The organism is Cytobacillus praedii, from assembly GCF_001439605.1.
Taxonomy (GTDB): Bacteria; Bacillota; Bacilli; order Bacillales; family Cytobacillaceae; genus Cytobacillus; species Cytobacillus praedii.
Window position 1 is genome coordinate 117,863 of record NZ_LMBX01000001.1, and the last position, 15,621, is coordinate 133,483.

Consider the following 15,621-nt stretch of genomic DNA (forward strand, 5'->3'; position numbering starts at 1 on the left):
TTATGCTGTGAAATTGCCGTCGTAGCTCAACATGATGGCTGATTTAACACCCTTCATGCCGGAAATATTATTGATAAAACTTGTGTTATTTTCTTTTATACGAATTTCATAAGTGATTTCATGGTCGTCTCCAGGCATAACTGATTTTGATTTAATTGAGTGCTTCATAGAATGCTCAGCTATTACATGTTCTAAAGGAGTTTCAATCGAACGGTCACTATAGCGAACAACTAATAAATAGGGGTTTTCAATTTTAATCCGGTTAATAAAGAAAAGTAAAACAAACCCAATCAGAATCGAACCAATAATAACAAGGGGGATAAGACCAGCCCCGCATAAAATACCTGATACAATCGCCCAGAAAATGTAAACAATGTCCATTGGATCTTTAATCGGTGTTCTAAACCGGACGATGGACAAAGCACCGACCATACCAAGTGATAATAAGATATTGGATGAAATCCCCATAATAATTAATGCAGTGGCCATGGCCATAACGATTAATGAGATATTAAAGGTGTGTGAATATATGACACCAGAGAAGGTTTTTTTATAAACCCAATAAATGAATAATCCTATTCCAAATGCTACGATTAAGCCAATTAGTGAATCAATGATCGAAAAGCTGCTTGTTTTTTCTAAAAAGCTAGATTTAAAAATATCGCTAAAATTTATACTTTCCATTCCTTTTTCCTCCAATTATTTCTGTTTTATAAGTGGGATAATGGGCCTGTCCCCGTTCCAGCTATTATCCATACATTCTGCTGATTTGGTATTTTGAGTACGTTCCTTTTCTTCTGTCGCCAAGTTGGAGTAATTTTTTGATGATGTCGGGAAGATATTCATCAAATTTTACTTCGAGGATGACGATGTTGGGATTAGTTTCAACCATGGCAATATCAGGATTAAGAACATCATTGTTTCGAAAGCTTGTTTTGATGGAGCTATCGAAGGTTACTCTCACATTTCCATAGCGGTAAATAAATACTTCTCTTTCGTAATCAACAACGGTTATCGGCTTTAATTGCAGCAATTTCATTTGTACGAACAATTCTTGTATGAGGGCTCTCTCATCATTTTCCATCCATAAGATGTCACCAAGTCTGATGCGATCAAATTCTTCTGCATGGATGCGGCATTTTTGTTTGTATGTTAGATTATTGCGCTTGCTCTTTTTTTCAAGCGTAAGATAATCTGGATTATAGTCATAGAGCCGAACCCGAAATTTATCGCGCTCATAATGCCCTTCCTTTTTCTGGGTAAGCACTTTATTGTCGAAGTTATCGAAGTAAACACTTCGAATAATATATTTCCCGTCGTTACTTGCATGGGGATCGACTTCCATGTAATGCTTTAGCCTGCTTCTAAGAAGGAAGCAGTCCATTTTCGTTATTTCATGCTTCAATTCATTGCGGCCCTGCACACCATTTAAGGTCATTGCCTTCATGTTCTCATTCTCCTTCGGTACGATTAGCGCTGTGATTCACATTATTAAGGACAAACCTTAAACAAACCTTAAAGAATTTTAAAAAATAAAGGTTGTCTTTCGAAAACAGTGTTGTATTAACACGAATTCGCAGAAAGTTGATTTACGCTCCAGGTTGCTCGCTTTCCGCGGGGTCTCACCTGTCCCACACTTCCCGCAGGAGTCTCGGCCTTCCGCTCCAATCAACTAATCTTATTTGTCTGCGATTTTTACTTACTAAATTTATTCCAAAAACAACAATATTTAAAAATAGAGACAAAATTAAAAAAGAAAATCACGGTCTGTGATCTTCTACTTTGGCAACTTCACTTTGAAGGTTGTTCCTTTGTGATTATTTTGAAATACAGTGATCGTTCCATTATGTTTAGCTGCAATCCACTGTGCAATGGAAAGTCCTAATCCCATTCCTCCTGTTTCCCTTGAGCGGGCCTTATCCTCTCTGTAAAAGCGGTCAAATATATATTTCATATTTTCTTCCTTAATTCCTATTCCTGTATCACTGACCTCCAAAACAACTTTATGATCTTCCGCATATGTTTTAACTCCGATACTGTCATCATCGCTGGTGTATTTTAACGCATTATCAAGCAGAATGACCAGCAGCTGGTGAAGGCGGACTTCATCAGCCTCGATACTTACTTTACAGTTTAAATTAAGCCAAAAATGCTTATCTTGTGACTCCGCGATTTCGATATAAGGGGCACAAACCTTCTGAATAAAGCTATCTACATCGAGTATCTGTTTTGTAAGCTGCGTCTCCGCTGAATCAGCTCTTGCTAGGGTTAATAAGTCTGAGGTGAGCTTAGATAATCGTCTTGTTTCGGATAAGCTTAGTGCAATATTTTCGAATTTGTTCATTATTTTTTCGTGCGGTTCGGTTAGCAGCAACTCTAATTTATTCTGAATAATTGTTAAAGGTGTTCTAAGTTCATGTGAGGCATTTTCAACGAACTCGGCCTGCTTATTCCAAGAATGAATAATGGGCTTCATCATTTTCCTTGATAGAATATAGCTTGCCGAAATAGAAAGGATAATAAAAATAATCGAACAAACAATAATAAGCCGCTCAAAGTTATCAATAATGGTTTGTTCTGCATCAGTATTAATTAATAGCTGTGTATATATTATTTCCCCTTCTGAATCAGCAGTTTCAAATAACAGATACCTAAAATGATATAGATTGTTAATCGTAGTGTTCGTAATTATGTTTAAATTTGTTTTATCTAATTGGGCACCCTTTATAAAACTCTCGTAAAATGACGAACCTATCTCATTTTGATTGATAATTTCTCCATTCTTATTCCATTTAAGTACAATGATGCGAGGATTCGGATGTTCCCTCTGCCTTTCTTCACGGGGAGGCAGACGATCCATCTTGTCGTCTGGAAGTGGTGACTCGAATCCTCTTGAAGGATGTTCAGTCATCATTTCTTTAAACGATAATAGCTCTTCATCAGATTTAGAAAATAATGTCCGCTGCACCTGTCCGATAATAATGATGCCAAAGATTGTAAAAATAACTGTAAAAGCAATTAGATTAAAAAACATAAATTTCAATTGCTGCTTACGAAATAGCGCTTTTTTAAACATTTCCTTCACCATTTTCAGCTATCATATATCCGAGACCGCGGAAAGTCTTAATATATTGATCATAGCCAAATGTTTTTAAGTTTTTTCTTAACTTACTTGCGTATACCTCAACAACGGTTGTAGACGTGTCCGATTCGAAACCCCATATTCGGTCAAAGATTTGTTCTTTTGTTACAATGGAATTTTTATTGTTAATGAGATATTCGAGCAAGTCGAATTGCTTCCCGTTAAGATTGACTATTTCTTCTCCAATCGAAGCGGTTTTATTTTTTAAGTTTAGTTTTAATTCTTTAAAGGAAATCGTATTTTCTTCAAATTTCCCTCCGGCTCTTCGAATGATTGCCTCTAAGCGCAGCAAAAGTTCTTCGCGGTGGAAAGGCTTTACGATATAATCATCCGCTCCTACTTTAAAGCCTTGAATTTTATCATCGATCCCATCCTTAGCTGTTAGCATAATGACAGGTGTGGTGATATTGTTTTTTCTCAATTGCTTTAATACCTCATAGCCATTCATATGTGGAAGCATGATATCCAAAATAATACAATCAAATATGTTTTGCTCCGCAAGGAATAGTCCTTCTTCCCCATCAAAAGCCTGCTCGGTTTCAAAAACATCCCCGATCGTTTCACGTATTGTTTCAGAGAGATATGTATCATCTTCAATAATTAATAACTTCATGATGATCCTCTTTTCTTTTTTGCTTTCTATTAATGCTTAGATTATAGGCTGAATCCAATCAAATGCAAAATCTTTTTATTTTCTTTTAAGAAAACTATATTTGTAAACTTTGTTGGTCTTAGCATGTAATGGGTAAAGGTTGATTTGCGCTCCAGTTGGCTCGCTTTCCACGGGGTGGGCGGTGAGCCTCCTCGTCGCTAACGCTCCTGCGGGGTCTCACCTGTCCCACACTTCCCGCAGGAGTCTCGCCACCTTACGCTCCAATCAACTAGTTTTTTTAGTAAACAGTAAACTTATTTTAAAATAACAATCTTTTAGAATGTTTAAGGTTGGATTAAGGTTTGTCCTTAATAATGTGATCAGAAGGGTGAATTTTGATAAAGAATAGGAGACGATTATGAAGAATAGATACCTAAAAATAGCGGCAGCGCTTCTATCTACAAGTTTATTGTTTGCTTGCAGTAAGGGTGCGGATACAACTGACAAAGGCAGCAATAAAGAAATTATGGATCAGATTGCCAGTGCTGTGAGCTATAAAAAAGAAGATGATTATACGGACTGGAAGAATGAAACCCCTACTTACATTGAATTAAATGGAACCGAGGCAGAATTTGATCAATCTGCAGCGATCATTGTGAAAGATAAAACCTTAACGATCAAAACAGGCGGTGTGTACGTTCTAAGCGGAAAGTGGGACGATGGTCAAATAGCCATTGATTCCGAGGATAAAAATACTGTTCGGCTTGTTTTAAATGGAGTGGAAATAAATAATACTGAAAATGCAGCGATTAATATCGTAAATGCTGAAAAAACAATTATCTCCCTTCAAGAAGGCACATCAAATCGTATTTCAGATGGCGAAAACTATCATTTTGATGATTCTTCTTCAGGTGAACCGAATGCAGCAATTTTCAGCAAAGATGATTTAACGATAAATGGTTCTGGTAAGCTGATTGTTCATGCCAATTATAATAACGGAATTTCAAGTAAAGATGACCTAAAAATAACAGGAGGGGCCATAGAGGTTCATTCGGCAGATGACGGATTAATGGGCAGGGATTTAGTAGCGATTAAAGGTGGAGACATCACGGTTGAAGCGGGCGGGGATGGCATTAAGTCAACGAACGACAAGGATTCATCCAAAGGGAACATTGCTTTAGAAGGAGGTAACTATGACATTGCTGCTGGGAGTGATGGGATACATGCTATTTCTTCTTTATGGATTACGGATGGTTCTTATAAAGTTACTGCAGGAGGCGGGAGCCCAGAAACGGTAAGCAATCGCGAAAATGCACCCGGGCCCTGGGGAAATAATGCAAATCCAGAGACAGATCCAAACTTAAAGCCTAAAGAGAACCTTGATCTAAATCCGAATTCGAACGGAGAAGCAAATCAAGAGAACACGGAGGTCACAGAATCAACAAGTGCGAAAGGGCTAAAAGCTGCAGCAGAATTGGCTGTAGGTGGAGGGACTTTTGCCATCGATTCTTCTGATGATGCGGTTCACAGCAATCGTGATGTTACAATTGCAGGCGGTGAGCTAACAATTGCTACGGGAGATGACGGGGTTCACGCAGATACTTCACTCCGTATAAAAGGCGGGAAAATCAATGTAACAAAAAGCTATGAAGGGATCGAGAGTAAAGAAATAATCATTTCAGACGGTGAAGTTCATATCGTTTCTAGTGATGATGGAGTTAATGTTGGGGGAGGAAATGATGGCTCTGGATTCCGCATGCCAATGGATGCTGAAAGCAATGGGCAAGAAAGCTCTGGGGCCAATAGTGGACAGCTGAATACTGCCGCTCAGGAAAATAATGAACAAGCTAGTTCGGAAGAAAAGATGCTCACTATCAATGGCGGCTATATCACTGTCAACGCAGATGGAGATGGATTAGATTCGAATGGATCGATTGAAATGACCGGTGGAACGGTCATTGTAAATGGTCCAACATCTGATGGCAATGGTCCACTTGATTATGATGGAAGCTTTGATATGAGCGGAGGTTTTCTAATTGCTGCTGGAAGTTCTGGAATGGTTCAAGCGGCATCTGAACAATCCGCACAAAATTCCTTATTGATGACTTATCCTGACACACAGAAAGCAGGAACAATCGTTCATCTTGAGGACAGCGAGGGAACTACAATTACAACCTTTACTCCGAAAAAAGACTATCAATCTGTCTTTATCAGTTCACCAGAATTATCGAAGGATGCATCTTATGTTTTATATTCAGGTGGCTCTTCAAAAGAGAGTGAACAAGATGGCCTGTTTAAAACGGGTAAATACCAAGACGGAACAAAGGTGGTGGAGTTTACCATTTCTAATTCAGTCACATGGTTAAATGAATCAGGAATTACAGCAGGCAGAAGTGCTCATCCGGGCGGTCAAGGAGGACCAGGAGGAAATGCAGGTGGTCAAAAGCGGCCTGAAATGGGGAATTCAGGCGGTATGTTCGGTGATCTAGATGAGGAGACAAGAGAAAAGGTGCAAGCTATTATGGAACAAGAAAGAGCAGGCACTCTTACTCGAGAAGAGGCACAGACACAGCTGCAAGAACTTGGAGTAGAATTCCCTGGACCAGGTGGAAGACAATAGTGGGACATAAAGCTTGTCCCAGCGTCCCTAAGATGAAACTTTTTCCAGCGGATCATTTTGTTTAATAACAAGATTCTTTCATCCGCCATTATGTTAAAATAGTGAGATTGAAAACTTATTAAGTGTTTACATGAATGGAAGGCGGGAGCATCAATGGACATCAAGCATTTGCGGTATTTTATGGAGGTTACTCGTACATGCAGCTTTACGAACGCAGCGGAAAACCTGTACATTACTCAGCCCGCCCTAAGCAGAATCATTAAATCATTAGAGGCTGATGTGGGTGCCCCGCTTTTTATTCGATCCCGGAAAAGGCTGATATTAACGGATGCCGGAAATGTCCTATATAAGCATGCACAAGTAATCGAGAAGCAGCTGCAGCTGCTGGAAACGGAGCTTGCAAGCATGATTGCAATGAGAAAAGGCCATATTCGCATCGGATTGCCAACGATTGTTAACTCCTTCTTCTTTTCTAAGCTAATTGCAAGCTTCCACCAAGAATATCCTGAGGTTACATTCCAGCTGGAAGAGGATGGTTCCAAGCGGATTGAAGAAAAAATTATGAATGGCAAATTGGATTTCGGTGTGGTTGTTTTGTCTGATAAAAACGATCGGCTAGATGATTACACATTTGTTAATGAAAAGCTGACACTTGTTGTCCCTTCATCTCATCATTTAGCTGAGAAACGGGAAGTAGCCTTGCATGAATTAAAGGACGAAGCGTTTATTATGTTTAATCAAGATTTTGAACTGAGAAATCTAATCCTTAAGGCGTGCAAGGAGGAAAATTTCCAGCCGAGAATTATTTCGGAAACCTCGCAGCTGGATTTTATCGAAGAGTTGGTCGCCTCTAATTTAGGGATTACACTTTTGCCAGAAAGCACCAGCGAGGAACTGACAGCAGACGTCCAAACCATCGCGGTAACGAATCCTGTGATTGAATGGAACCTTGCTATCATTTGGAAAAGCGATGAATATTTATCCCAAATGAATAAGGAATTTATAAGTTTTGCAAGGGATAAATTATCCCACATCCAGAACGGGATGTGAAAAGAGAATGGTTATTAGAAATGGGTCTTCTCGAATGACGGAGGAGGCCTATTTTTTTTGATGAAATGCATGCGCTTCCATAACATTTTCTTATGATAGGTATGTATGATTGGCATTGTACTTCGATCGAACATGGGTACTATAATGGTCTCTGTGATAAAAATGATTGTAAAAAAGGCTCATTCTTCAAATATGCAAGGATAGACAAGGAGATGGAAATATGGAGCCAAAAAAAATAAAAGATACTCGTGTCGTTCAAACAGATCAGGTATTAATTAATGATTTAAATAATTATCATACATTATTCGGCGGCGTCCTTATGAAAAAGATGGATGCATGTGCGACTCTTTCAGCCCGAAGACACTCAAGGGTGAAAGAATGTGTAACAGCATCAACAGATTCGGTTAACTTTATTGAACCGATTCGGCAAAGTGATTCCGTTTGTATAGAGTCGTTTGTTACTCATACTGGAAAAAGCTCAATGGAAATCTTCTGTAAAGTGATTGCTGAGGATTTGGATACAGGAAATCGCAGATTGGCAGCCACTGCCTTCCTTACCTTCGTTGCTTTGGATGAAAACAAAAAGCCTGTGGAAGTGGCGAAAGTCATTCCGGAATCAGAAGAAGAAAGATATCTTTTTGAAACTGGAAAAGAGCGGGCAAAAATAAGCAAATTGAAAAGACAGCAAAACATTGAACTTATTTCAAAGCTTTCTTTACAAAAGCCTTGGGATTAAGAGTTTCTTATAAGGAGAGATTTATATGCTGATCGCATCAAGCATTAATGAACTGCAAAGTGCAAAAGGGGCGATCGAAACATTAAAATCGGCACAGCCTGCACTATTTCAAAAATTTATGAATTCGATCCGTTTAACACATCAATTACAGTTTGGATTTCAATATATGGGCTGCCTCATTACAGAGGAAGATCCAAGCAGCTTCCGTCCGGCATCACAAGATGAGTATGTACTGTCTGTCTACCAGAGAGAAATAAAAGAACTAAAGGCAGACAGTAAGTTTCACGACTTGAAGCATCTGCTAGCAAACTATAAACAAATCAGCTATGCAAACATTTGCAAGCTGGCAATGGGAACGGATCCGAACACATTAGTAGGACCAACTTATATTCGGTAAAGGTTTTAGATATAGGAATTAATTTGTTAAAAGGCTGTCATTACATGGGCATAATCCTGAGTAATGACAGCTTTTTTGTATTCGATTGAAAGAAGCCGAATTTAACTGGGGCTGGGCAACAGGGGAATTTTGATTTAGTTTGTTATTTCCTATAGCCTCTAGCGTTAATTCAAAACCAACTAGCATTGAGTTCTCAACCAGTCGATTTTAGAATGATAGCAAAACCGTTTTATTGATCTGCCTGAAAATGATTTGAGCGGTCGATTTATTACCCTTCCTTGCTCCTATATGAGTGCCTCTTTATTAGTTGAAAAAATAGGGGCGCTGCTTTTTAACTGTTTGCCTATTTTTTGTTAATAAGTTTTTCTTATTGATTTTAATCAATACTATTAAATTTATTTATGTCACTTATAGGAATATACTTTGGATAAGGGGGCGTAAATATGGAATTTTTGCTTATTTTCTTTATCGGTATATGTGCAACAACAGTTGGAACACTTGCGGGGGGAGGGGGTCTAATCAGTCTGCCGGCCATGCTGCTTATGGGAATCCCTGTCCACTCTGCCATTGGTGCCAACAAAGTGTCGAATACGGTTAGTTCCTTTTCGAGCTTTTTCCATCTATATAAAAATGGGGATATTTCACTGAAAGAGTCAATATGGATCATCCCGGTAAGTGTTGGCGGAGGAATTAGCGGCGGGTTTATTGCATCAAGAATTTCAGAAGATCATATGTACATTGTGGCGATTATCTTACTTGTATGTGCTTTTATCACTTCATTTATCGGAAAAAAGGATTTCGCTGGAGATGCCTCATTGAAAATGAATAAATTTAGTATTCCAGGTCTTTATGGAATTGGTATGTACGATGGTCTTTTTGGTCCTGGTCAAGGAACATTGATGCTTTATTTATTTGGGTATTTACAAATTTCTTATATCCGGGCAGTTGGTTTAGTGCGTCTTGCTACCTTTTCAAGCTGTTTTGGCGCAGCGATTACTTATATTGCAGCTGATAAGATTATTTGGTCATTCACATGCGCACTGCTTTTTGGCTCTGTAGCAGGTGCACAAATTGGTGTACGCATAGCCAAAAAGCTAAAACCAAAGTTTGTTAAACCCATTTTGCGAATAGTCACCATTGCTCTAATCGTACAGATAGTTGTAAATAATGTTCTTTAATGGAAGAGGGGGAATAGAAAGAGTCTGCAGTTAGTTTAAAAACAGCAGATGCTCTTTCTATTTTATGAATACAGGAAATCAAGATTAACATTTTCTATCCTAATTAAACGGATGAATTAATAGTAACTATAAAAGTCAACTGTATGGCCGATAATTTACTTCGACCTTATCTTTCTCCTGGAAGGGAGAAAGCATAAATGCCGCTTTGAAGTCTGTTGTTCCTTTGTTTATGAGGTAATGGACTTTTTTTGGTTCTACGTGGATAAGATCGCCTTTTTTACAATGGAATATTTCGTTTTCGATGTGGATTTCGAGTTCTCCTTCAAGAATAAAGAAGTTTTCCTCCATAATATTGTGATAATGCGCAGGGAAATCTTGGCCGGGCTTTAAGACGACGACGCCGAAGTTCATACGAGGGCCACGTAATAAATATTTAGGACCGCTGTCTCCAAATCGATATTCTCTATCTTTCTCGTTCACAATTGTCATGAGATTCACTCCGTATCTATTATTTTAATCCAGGGGCAATCCACATATTGTCTGTAAGCCTGCTGTCTGCTAATTCGAGTTGTTTTTTGTAAACTTCCTTCCATTTCAAAAATAGCTCTTCATATACTTGATTGTTCTTGGGATCTGGGTGATAAATTTTTTCAAATGTAATTATTTTTGAAAAGGCGTCATTGAAATTTTCATAGACTTTTGCACCGACTCCCGCACAGATGGCAGCACCTAGAGCGGTGGATTCTCTTATGACTGGAATTTTTAGTGGAATGTTTAGGACGTCGCAAACGATCTGACACCAGAGCTCGCTTTTTGATGCGCCGCCAGCAAAGACAATATTTTCTGGGGCAGTATTTGTAATGCTATTGACTAGCTCAATATTTCCTTTTGTAACGAAAGCAGCGTTTTCCATAATAGCTCTGTAGAAGCTTGCTTTGTTAAATTTATTGGAGTCTAGTTTAAAGTTGATAAAGCTTGGCGCTGCATGTTTCCAAGCTTTATAGTTCATGATGTCAGAAAATGTACAAAGCATACCATAGCTGCCGACGGGGATATTTCGAGCGCGTTTTTCCATTTGGGAATAAATGCTTTCACCTGTTTGACTTTGGATATGTTTTTCGAGATCACAGAAGCCATCCCGAAACCATCTCATCACTAAGCCAGGGAAGAAAGAGATGGCTTCATATTGCCATGTATTCGGAACTGCATGGCAGTTAATTCTGACCCGGCATTCTTCATCCATTTGAACATGGCTGGTTGTGTATTCATATTGCCAGAAGCTGCCGCCAAATACGGCAGCATCTCCCTCATTAATTACACCTGCACCGATACACCCGAGTTGGGCATCTCCGCCACCAGCAACAACTAATGTATTAGTACTCAATCCTGTAAGCGTTGACATTTCTGGGGTTACATGGCCGATTACTGTACCGCTTTCGTGGACAACTGGAAAAATATCAATTCTCAGATTTACTTGGTTTGCAATGTCGGGGTCCCAAACCCTCTGCTTCAGATCGAAAAGGCCCGTTGTACAGCCGTTTGAAGGTTCTACTGAAATCACGCCGGATAAGCGGTACGTTATCCAGTCATTCAGCATCGATACATACTTAATTTGATGATAAGTCTCGGGGAGATTGTTTTTTACCCAGAGAATTCTTGGAATTGCCCCTAATGAGAAGGTTTGGCCGGAAACTTTATAAAGATTTTCTTCTAATGTGTCGCTCATAAGATATAAATTATTAACCTCATTATTGGAACGTGAATCGACATTCGCGCATGCCCATAATTCGTTTCCATTCTCGTCGTATAGAACAATTGCCTCTCTCATGCTCGTAGTAGATAAGGCGATGATATCTTTCGCATCGATGTTGCTCGCTGCAATAATTTCCTTAATAAGATCTGTAATGATGTTCATGTTTTGAACTATGTCGAAATCCATTGACCCAGGATATCTGGGGTCTTCCTTATGTGTCCATTCAGATTGTGCTACACCCAATTCCTGCCCCAAAGTATTAAATAAGATTACTCTTACACTGCCAGTGCCGGCATCAATAGCCATTAGGTATTTATCCATCATTCTCTACCTTTCATATGTTTTTTGATAAAAGTGCAGGTGGTAAAAGTAAAACAATAGTGGACATACGGCATGCTCATTAGCAGAACTGGAGACAGTTAGCAGTGTGCATGTCCGCTTGTGCTAATCAATTCCTATCAAAAATGAACAGCAATTTAAATTAAGCTTTGAGCGACTAATTCATCTGTAATCAATACATCGATGTAACCCCCTTTAAGTGCGCCGATGATGGCATCCTTTTTGGTTAACCCACCGGCAACGGCGACAACATGATGAAGGGATTTTAGTACATCGATATTAGTGCTAATTAGCATATTATGAAAATCTAAATTTAGGATATTCCCATTAATATCGTAAAACTGGCTTAATAGATCACCCACAGCGCCCTTAGATTTTAAAATTTCAAAATCATTGGTATTCATATAGCCTTCTTTAATTAATGTGGCACGATCATTCAAAGCACCAATTCCTATAACGGTAATATTGGAATAGGGAATCATATCTAATATCTTTTTAACTTGCTTCTCCTCTAGCAGATGACTTGCCATTTCTTCAGAAGAGACAAGTAATGGGGAAGGGACGATATAGTGATTGTAATTCGGGTTTGTGTAGTAGTCTGATCTCGTATCGATTGCTGTTGGCATGTAGAACTTTACACCGCCAGATAAGGAAACAAAAGTAACGTTATATTTAGTAGAAATTCGTAAGTGTCCTAAGGTCTTCGATACGGCTTCTCCATAGCCGATGCTAATCATTGTGTCACTCGTAATACGGTCTTCGATGTATTGAGCAGCAGCGATGGGAAGGCTGTCTTCATTTGTATCATGGGAAGTAGGGACGATGTAAATATCCTTTAAATCGTATTTTTTTTTAATCTGATTTTGAAGCTCAAGCTGATCGAGCTCTTCTAAGTTGACTTTAAATTGAATGACATTATTGATTTTGGCTTTTTCGAGGTATTTAATAACCTTCATTCTTGATAGATTTAACGATTCAGAGATTTCATTTTGCGTTTTTCCTTCGATATAATACTGCCACGCAATTTTTACGATTAAATCATTTTCGTACATCATCTTAATCACTCTTTGTCGTTTATTTGTTTTACAAAATATTTATCCTGAAACATTTGTTGTTTATTTCTCTAAATATATTTATGTTTAATCTTTTTTATGAAGAATACTTTCGCATTTTACGAATAATTTAAATTAACTAAATAAAAATAAAATGATGATTCATGAATAAAATGTTTTAAATTATATTTTTTTTATTATGGAGAAAGCGGTTTCAAAATACTGCATACAAAGATAAAGTATGGAGGGTATTTTATGGAGGAAACGAAACAGTTAGTAAAATTGAATGATATTCAAAAGTCATTTAACAAAAATAAGGTGTTAAAAGGTGTCTCGCTAGAAATGAATCAGTCAGAAGTTATCTCTATTATTGGTGGGAATGGTGCTGGGAAAAGTACACTGATGAAAATTCTTACAGGTGTTTATAAAGCAGATGAAGGCAGCATCGAAATTAATGGAGAGAAAGTAACAAATTATAATCCTTCCATCGCACATGACAAAGGTATTTATCTCGTCCCTCAAGAACCTTTGCTATTCCCTAATATGACGATCGAACAAAACTTAACCATTGGCTTTCATAAGAAGAAACAGGAAGTAAGAGAATCAGCGAGAAAATTGCTCGAACAATTAGGCTGGAATTTTGATTTAAGTCGATATGCCATTTCGCTATCGATCGCTGAGCAGCAGCAAGTTGAAATTATTAAGGGGCTTTTAAGAGATTCGAAGGTTTTGATATTAGATGAACCTACTTCCTCTTTAACATTTGCTGAAACGGAGTCCTTATTTAAGCTAATTGAACGTTTGAAGACTGCTGGTGTTGGTATCTTCTATATCACGCATCGATTGGATGAAGTGTTTCAAATTTCAACCCATGCAGTGATTTTAAGAGATGGGCAAGTCACATTGAAAGGAAAGATTAATGAGTTTACAAAGGAAATGCTGATCCAAGGGTTACTGCCGAATGGAAGTGAAAAAGATACCAGTCATTCGTATGAGAAGAGTTCCATCAACCGAACGAAGGAAGAGAAGATATTACAGGTGCAAGACTTGTGTGGAGACGGCTTCAGGAATATTAGCTTTGATGTATATAAAGGAGAGGTTGTTGGGTTAGCGGGTCTTGTAGGAGCTGGAAGAACCGAAATTGCTGAAGCTATATATGGGATTAATCAAGTAAAGAGCGGAAAGGTCATCTTAAATGGGAAAGAAATCACTCATTTACGTGTGAGGGAAACGATTGAAAGCGGAGTAGCTTATATTCCTGAGGATCGCTTTTTGAATGGGATTTTTTCAACAAGCTCGATCAGCAGTAATGTGACGGCCCAGGTCATCACGAAGCACAAGTATTTTATTGATAAACAAATTGAAAGAGAGATTACAGATGAGTATGTCGGCAAGCTAAGCATTAAAATTAGCAGCCGTGATGATGAAATTCGATCTTTGTCTGGGGGGAATCAGCAAAAGGTTGTCATTTCAAGAATCTTATCCACGAATCCGCAGGTAATTATTATGGATGAACCTACTAGAGGAATTGATGCTGCGGCAAGAAGTGATATCTATAACATCATTACTCAATTAAAGGACCAAGGCTATTCAATCCTACTTATTTCTTCTGATTTAGAAGAGATTGAGCGAATAAGTGATCGAATCTACGTGATTTATCGGGGAACCTGTAATGTATGTCTCGATTCTGAAGAAATTAATGCAACAAATGTGATGAGGGCAGCCTTTGGCACCTATAAAGGAAGTGAAAAGTATGTCTAGTCTCATTAGCATGACAAAACATAGGGAAATTAGGACCATTCTATTCTTGGTGTTGCTATTTCTGATCGTAGGAATTGTCAATCCAGATTTTCTTGCCATATCCAATATTGAGAATGCTGTGAAAAATAGCCTGCTGTATATTGTGCTTGCAGTAGGGATAACGTTTGTCCTGTTAACAGGAGAGATTGACATCTCGGTTGGAGGAATATTGGGCTTGAGTGCCGCCGTGAGTGGAATGTTTTTACGGGATGGTGGAAGTGTATTTCTAGCCATTCTCATGGCAATTGTCATTGGAGGTGTTATTGGGTTAATAAATGGCTTAGGGGTTACAAAGTTAAGAATTTCTTCCTTTATTATGACTTTAGGGATGCTGGAGATTACTAGGGTTGTTCAAGTCATTTATACAAATGGGAAATGGGTCGAGAATCTCCCAAAAACATTTAAACAATTATCACAGAGCAGTATTTTAGGTGTTAATACATTAGGAATTATTGTGATTGCTGCTGTTATTCTCATTCACTTTTTCTTAGTGAATAGCAGAAGGGGGAGGTATTTCGCTGCCATCGGTGATAACCAAGATGGTGCAGTATTAATCGGAATCCCTGTGAAGAGATACAAGATTTTAGCTTTTGTTATTTCGGGGATTTGTGCAGCAGTTGCAGGACTGATCTTTGCGAGTCAAATTGGATTCATTTCCACAACTGCTGGGGCAGGGATTGAGATGACTGTCATTGCAGCGGCAGTCCTAGGAGGAGTTTCCTTAAGCGGAGGAATAGGTTCTGTTATTGGTGCATCGATTGGAGCAATTATTATGAGTTCGATCAATTCGGCTCTCGTATTTTTAAAGGTTCCTGCATTTTGGAATTCAGCGATTTCAGGCTTACTCCTAATAATCATCGTTGTAGCGGATGTCCTAATCGTACGTCGAGCAAACAAAAAGGCAAATAAAGAACGATTAAATGCTAGAATCCTAAACTATCAGGAAGGGGCGTAGGAAAGGG

At 38.5% G+C, this 15,621-nt stretch carries 14 protein-coding genes; 7 read left to right on the forward strand and 7 right to left on the reverse strand.

All coding sequences use genetic code 11. The annotated features are described in order from the left end of the window. The 4 genes from ASU02_RS00540 to ASU02_RS00555 all read right to left on the reverse strand — a co-directional run bounded on the left by ASU02_RS00540 (position 1) and on the right by ASU02_RS00555 (position 3,755). The gene (locus ASU02_RS00540; RefSeq protein WP_057759842.1) at positions 1 to 684 is read right to left on the reverse strand and encodes a DUF4956 domain-containing protein; all 684 of its coding nucleotides are present in this window, start codon (positions 682 to 684) and stop codon (positions 1 to 3) included. A gap of 64 nt (positions 685 to 748) precedes the next feature. Then, positions 749 to 1,447, reverse strand: a complete 699-nt coding sequence (locus ASU02_RS00545; protein ID WP_057759844.1) for a polyphosphate polymerase domain-containing protein — start codon at positions 1,445 to 1,447, stop codon at positions 749 to 751. A 330-nt stretch (positions 1,448 to 1,777) separates the two neighbouring features. Then, the gene (locus ASU02_RS00550; protein ID WP_057759846.1) at positions 1,778 to 3,076 is read right to left on the reverse strand and encodes a sensor histidine kinase; all 1,299 of its coding nucleotides are present in this window, start codon (positions 3,074 to 3,076) and stop codon (positions 1,778 to 1,780) included. Further along, positions 3,069 to 3,755 carry a response regulator transcription factor gene (locus ASU02_RS00555; protein ID WP_057759850.1) on the reverse strand — a complete coding sequence of 229 codons (687 nt, stop codon included), beginning with the start codon at positions 3,753 to 3,755 and terminating at the stop codon, positions 3,069 to 3,071. The genes ASU02_RS00550 and ASU02_RS00555 overlap by 8 nt, the downstream gene beginning before the upstream one ends. A 397-nt stretch (positions 3,756 to 4,152) precedes the next feature. On the opposite strand from ASU02_RS00555, the gene ASU02_RS00560 reads away from it, so the two are divergent. The 5 genes from ASU02_RS00560 (at position 4,153) to ASU02_RS00580 (ending at position 9,715) form a co-directional block, all read left to right on the forward strand. Next, the gene (locus tag ASU02_RS00560; RefSeq protein ID WP_057759852.1) at positions 4,153 to 6,354 is read left to right on the forward strand and encodes a carbohydrate-binding domain-containing protein; all 2,202 of its coding nucleotides are present in this window, start codon (positions 4,153 to 4,155) and stop codon (positions 6,352 to 6,354) included. A gap of 153 nt (positions 6,355 to 6,507) precedes the next feature. After that, positions 6,508 to 7,404 (forward strand): LysR family transcriptional regulator, encoded by an 897-nt coding sequence (locus ASU02_RS00565; RefSeq protein WP_057759855.1) that lies wholly within the window; start codon positions 6,508 to 6,510, stop codon positions 7,402 to 7,404. A 220-nt stretch (positions 7,405 to 7,624) separates the two neighbouring features. Next, positions 7,625 to 8,140, forward strand: a complete 516-nt coding sequence (locus ASU02_RS00570) for an acyl-CoA thioesterase (RefSeq protein ID WP_057759856.1) — start codon at positions 7,625 to 7,627, stop codon at positions 8,138 to 8,140. A gap of 25 nt (positions 8,141 to 8,165) precedes the next feature. Then, complete coding sequence (locus ASU02_RS00575) at positions 8,166 to 8,537, forward strand: hypothetical protein (protein WP_057759858.1); 372 nt, start codon at positions 8,166 to 8,168, stop codon at positions 8,535 to 8,537. Positions 8,538 to 8,980: 443 nt separating this feature from the next. After that, entirely contained in the window at positions 8,981 to 9,715 is a 735-nt protein-coding gene (locus ASU02_RS00580; RefSeq protein WP_057759861.1) for a sulfite exporter TauE/SafE family protein, read from the forward strand. Positions 9,716 to 9,850: 135 nt separating this feature from the next. On the opposite strand, the gene ASU02_RS00585 is transcribed toward ASU02_RS00580, so the two are convergent. The 3 genes from ASU02_RS00585 to ASU02_RS00595 all read right to left on the reverse strand — a co-directional run bounded on the left by ASU02_RS00585 (position 9,851) and on the right by ASU02_RS00595 (position 12,862). After that, positions 9,851 to 10,204, reverse strand: coding sequence for a cupin domain-containing protein (locus ASU02_RS00585; RefSeq protein ID WP_057759863.1), 354 nt, complete (start codon positions 10,202 to 10,204; stop codon positions 9,851 to 9,853). A gap of 19 nt (positions 10,205 to 10,223) precedes the next feature. Next, a complete protein-coding gene (lsrK, locus tag ASU02_RS00590; protein WP_057759866.1) occupies positions 10,224 to 11,792 on the reverse strand; it encodes an autoinducer-2 kinase in 1,569 nt (522 codons plus the stop codon). Positions 11,793 to 11,944: 152 nt separating this feature from the next. Beyond that, positions 11,945 to 12,862, reverse strand: coding sequence for a sugar-binding transcriptional regulator (locus ASU02_RS00595; RefSeq protein ID WP_057759869.1), 918 nt, complete (start codon positions 12,860 to 12,862; stop codon positions 11,945 to 11,947). Positions 12,863 to 13,114: 252 nt separating this feature from the next. On the opposite strand from ASU02_RS00595, the gene ASU02_RS00600 reads away from it, so the two are divergent. Then, positions 13,115 to 14,620: a sugar ABC transporter ATP-binding protein gene (locus tag ASU02_RS00600; RefSeq protein WP_057759872.1), complete on the forward strand. Its 1,506-nt coding sequence runs from the start codon at positions 13,115 to 13,117 to the stop codon at positions 14,618 to 14,620. Continuing rightward, the gene (locus ASU02_RS00605; protein ID WP_057759875.1) at positions 14,613 to 15,614 is read left to right on the forward strand and encodes an ABC transporter permease; all 1,002 of its coding nucleotides are present in this window, start codon (positions 14,613 to 14,615) and stop codon (positions 15,612 to 15,614) included. The genes ASU02_RS00600 and ASU02_RS00605 overlap by 8 nt, the downstream gene beginning before the upstream one ends. The last annotated feature ends 7 nt before the right edge of the window (positions 15,615 to 15,621 follow it).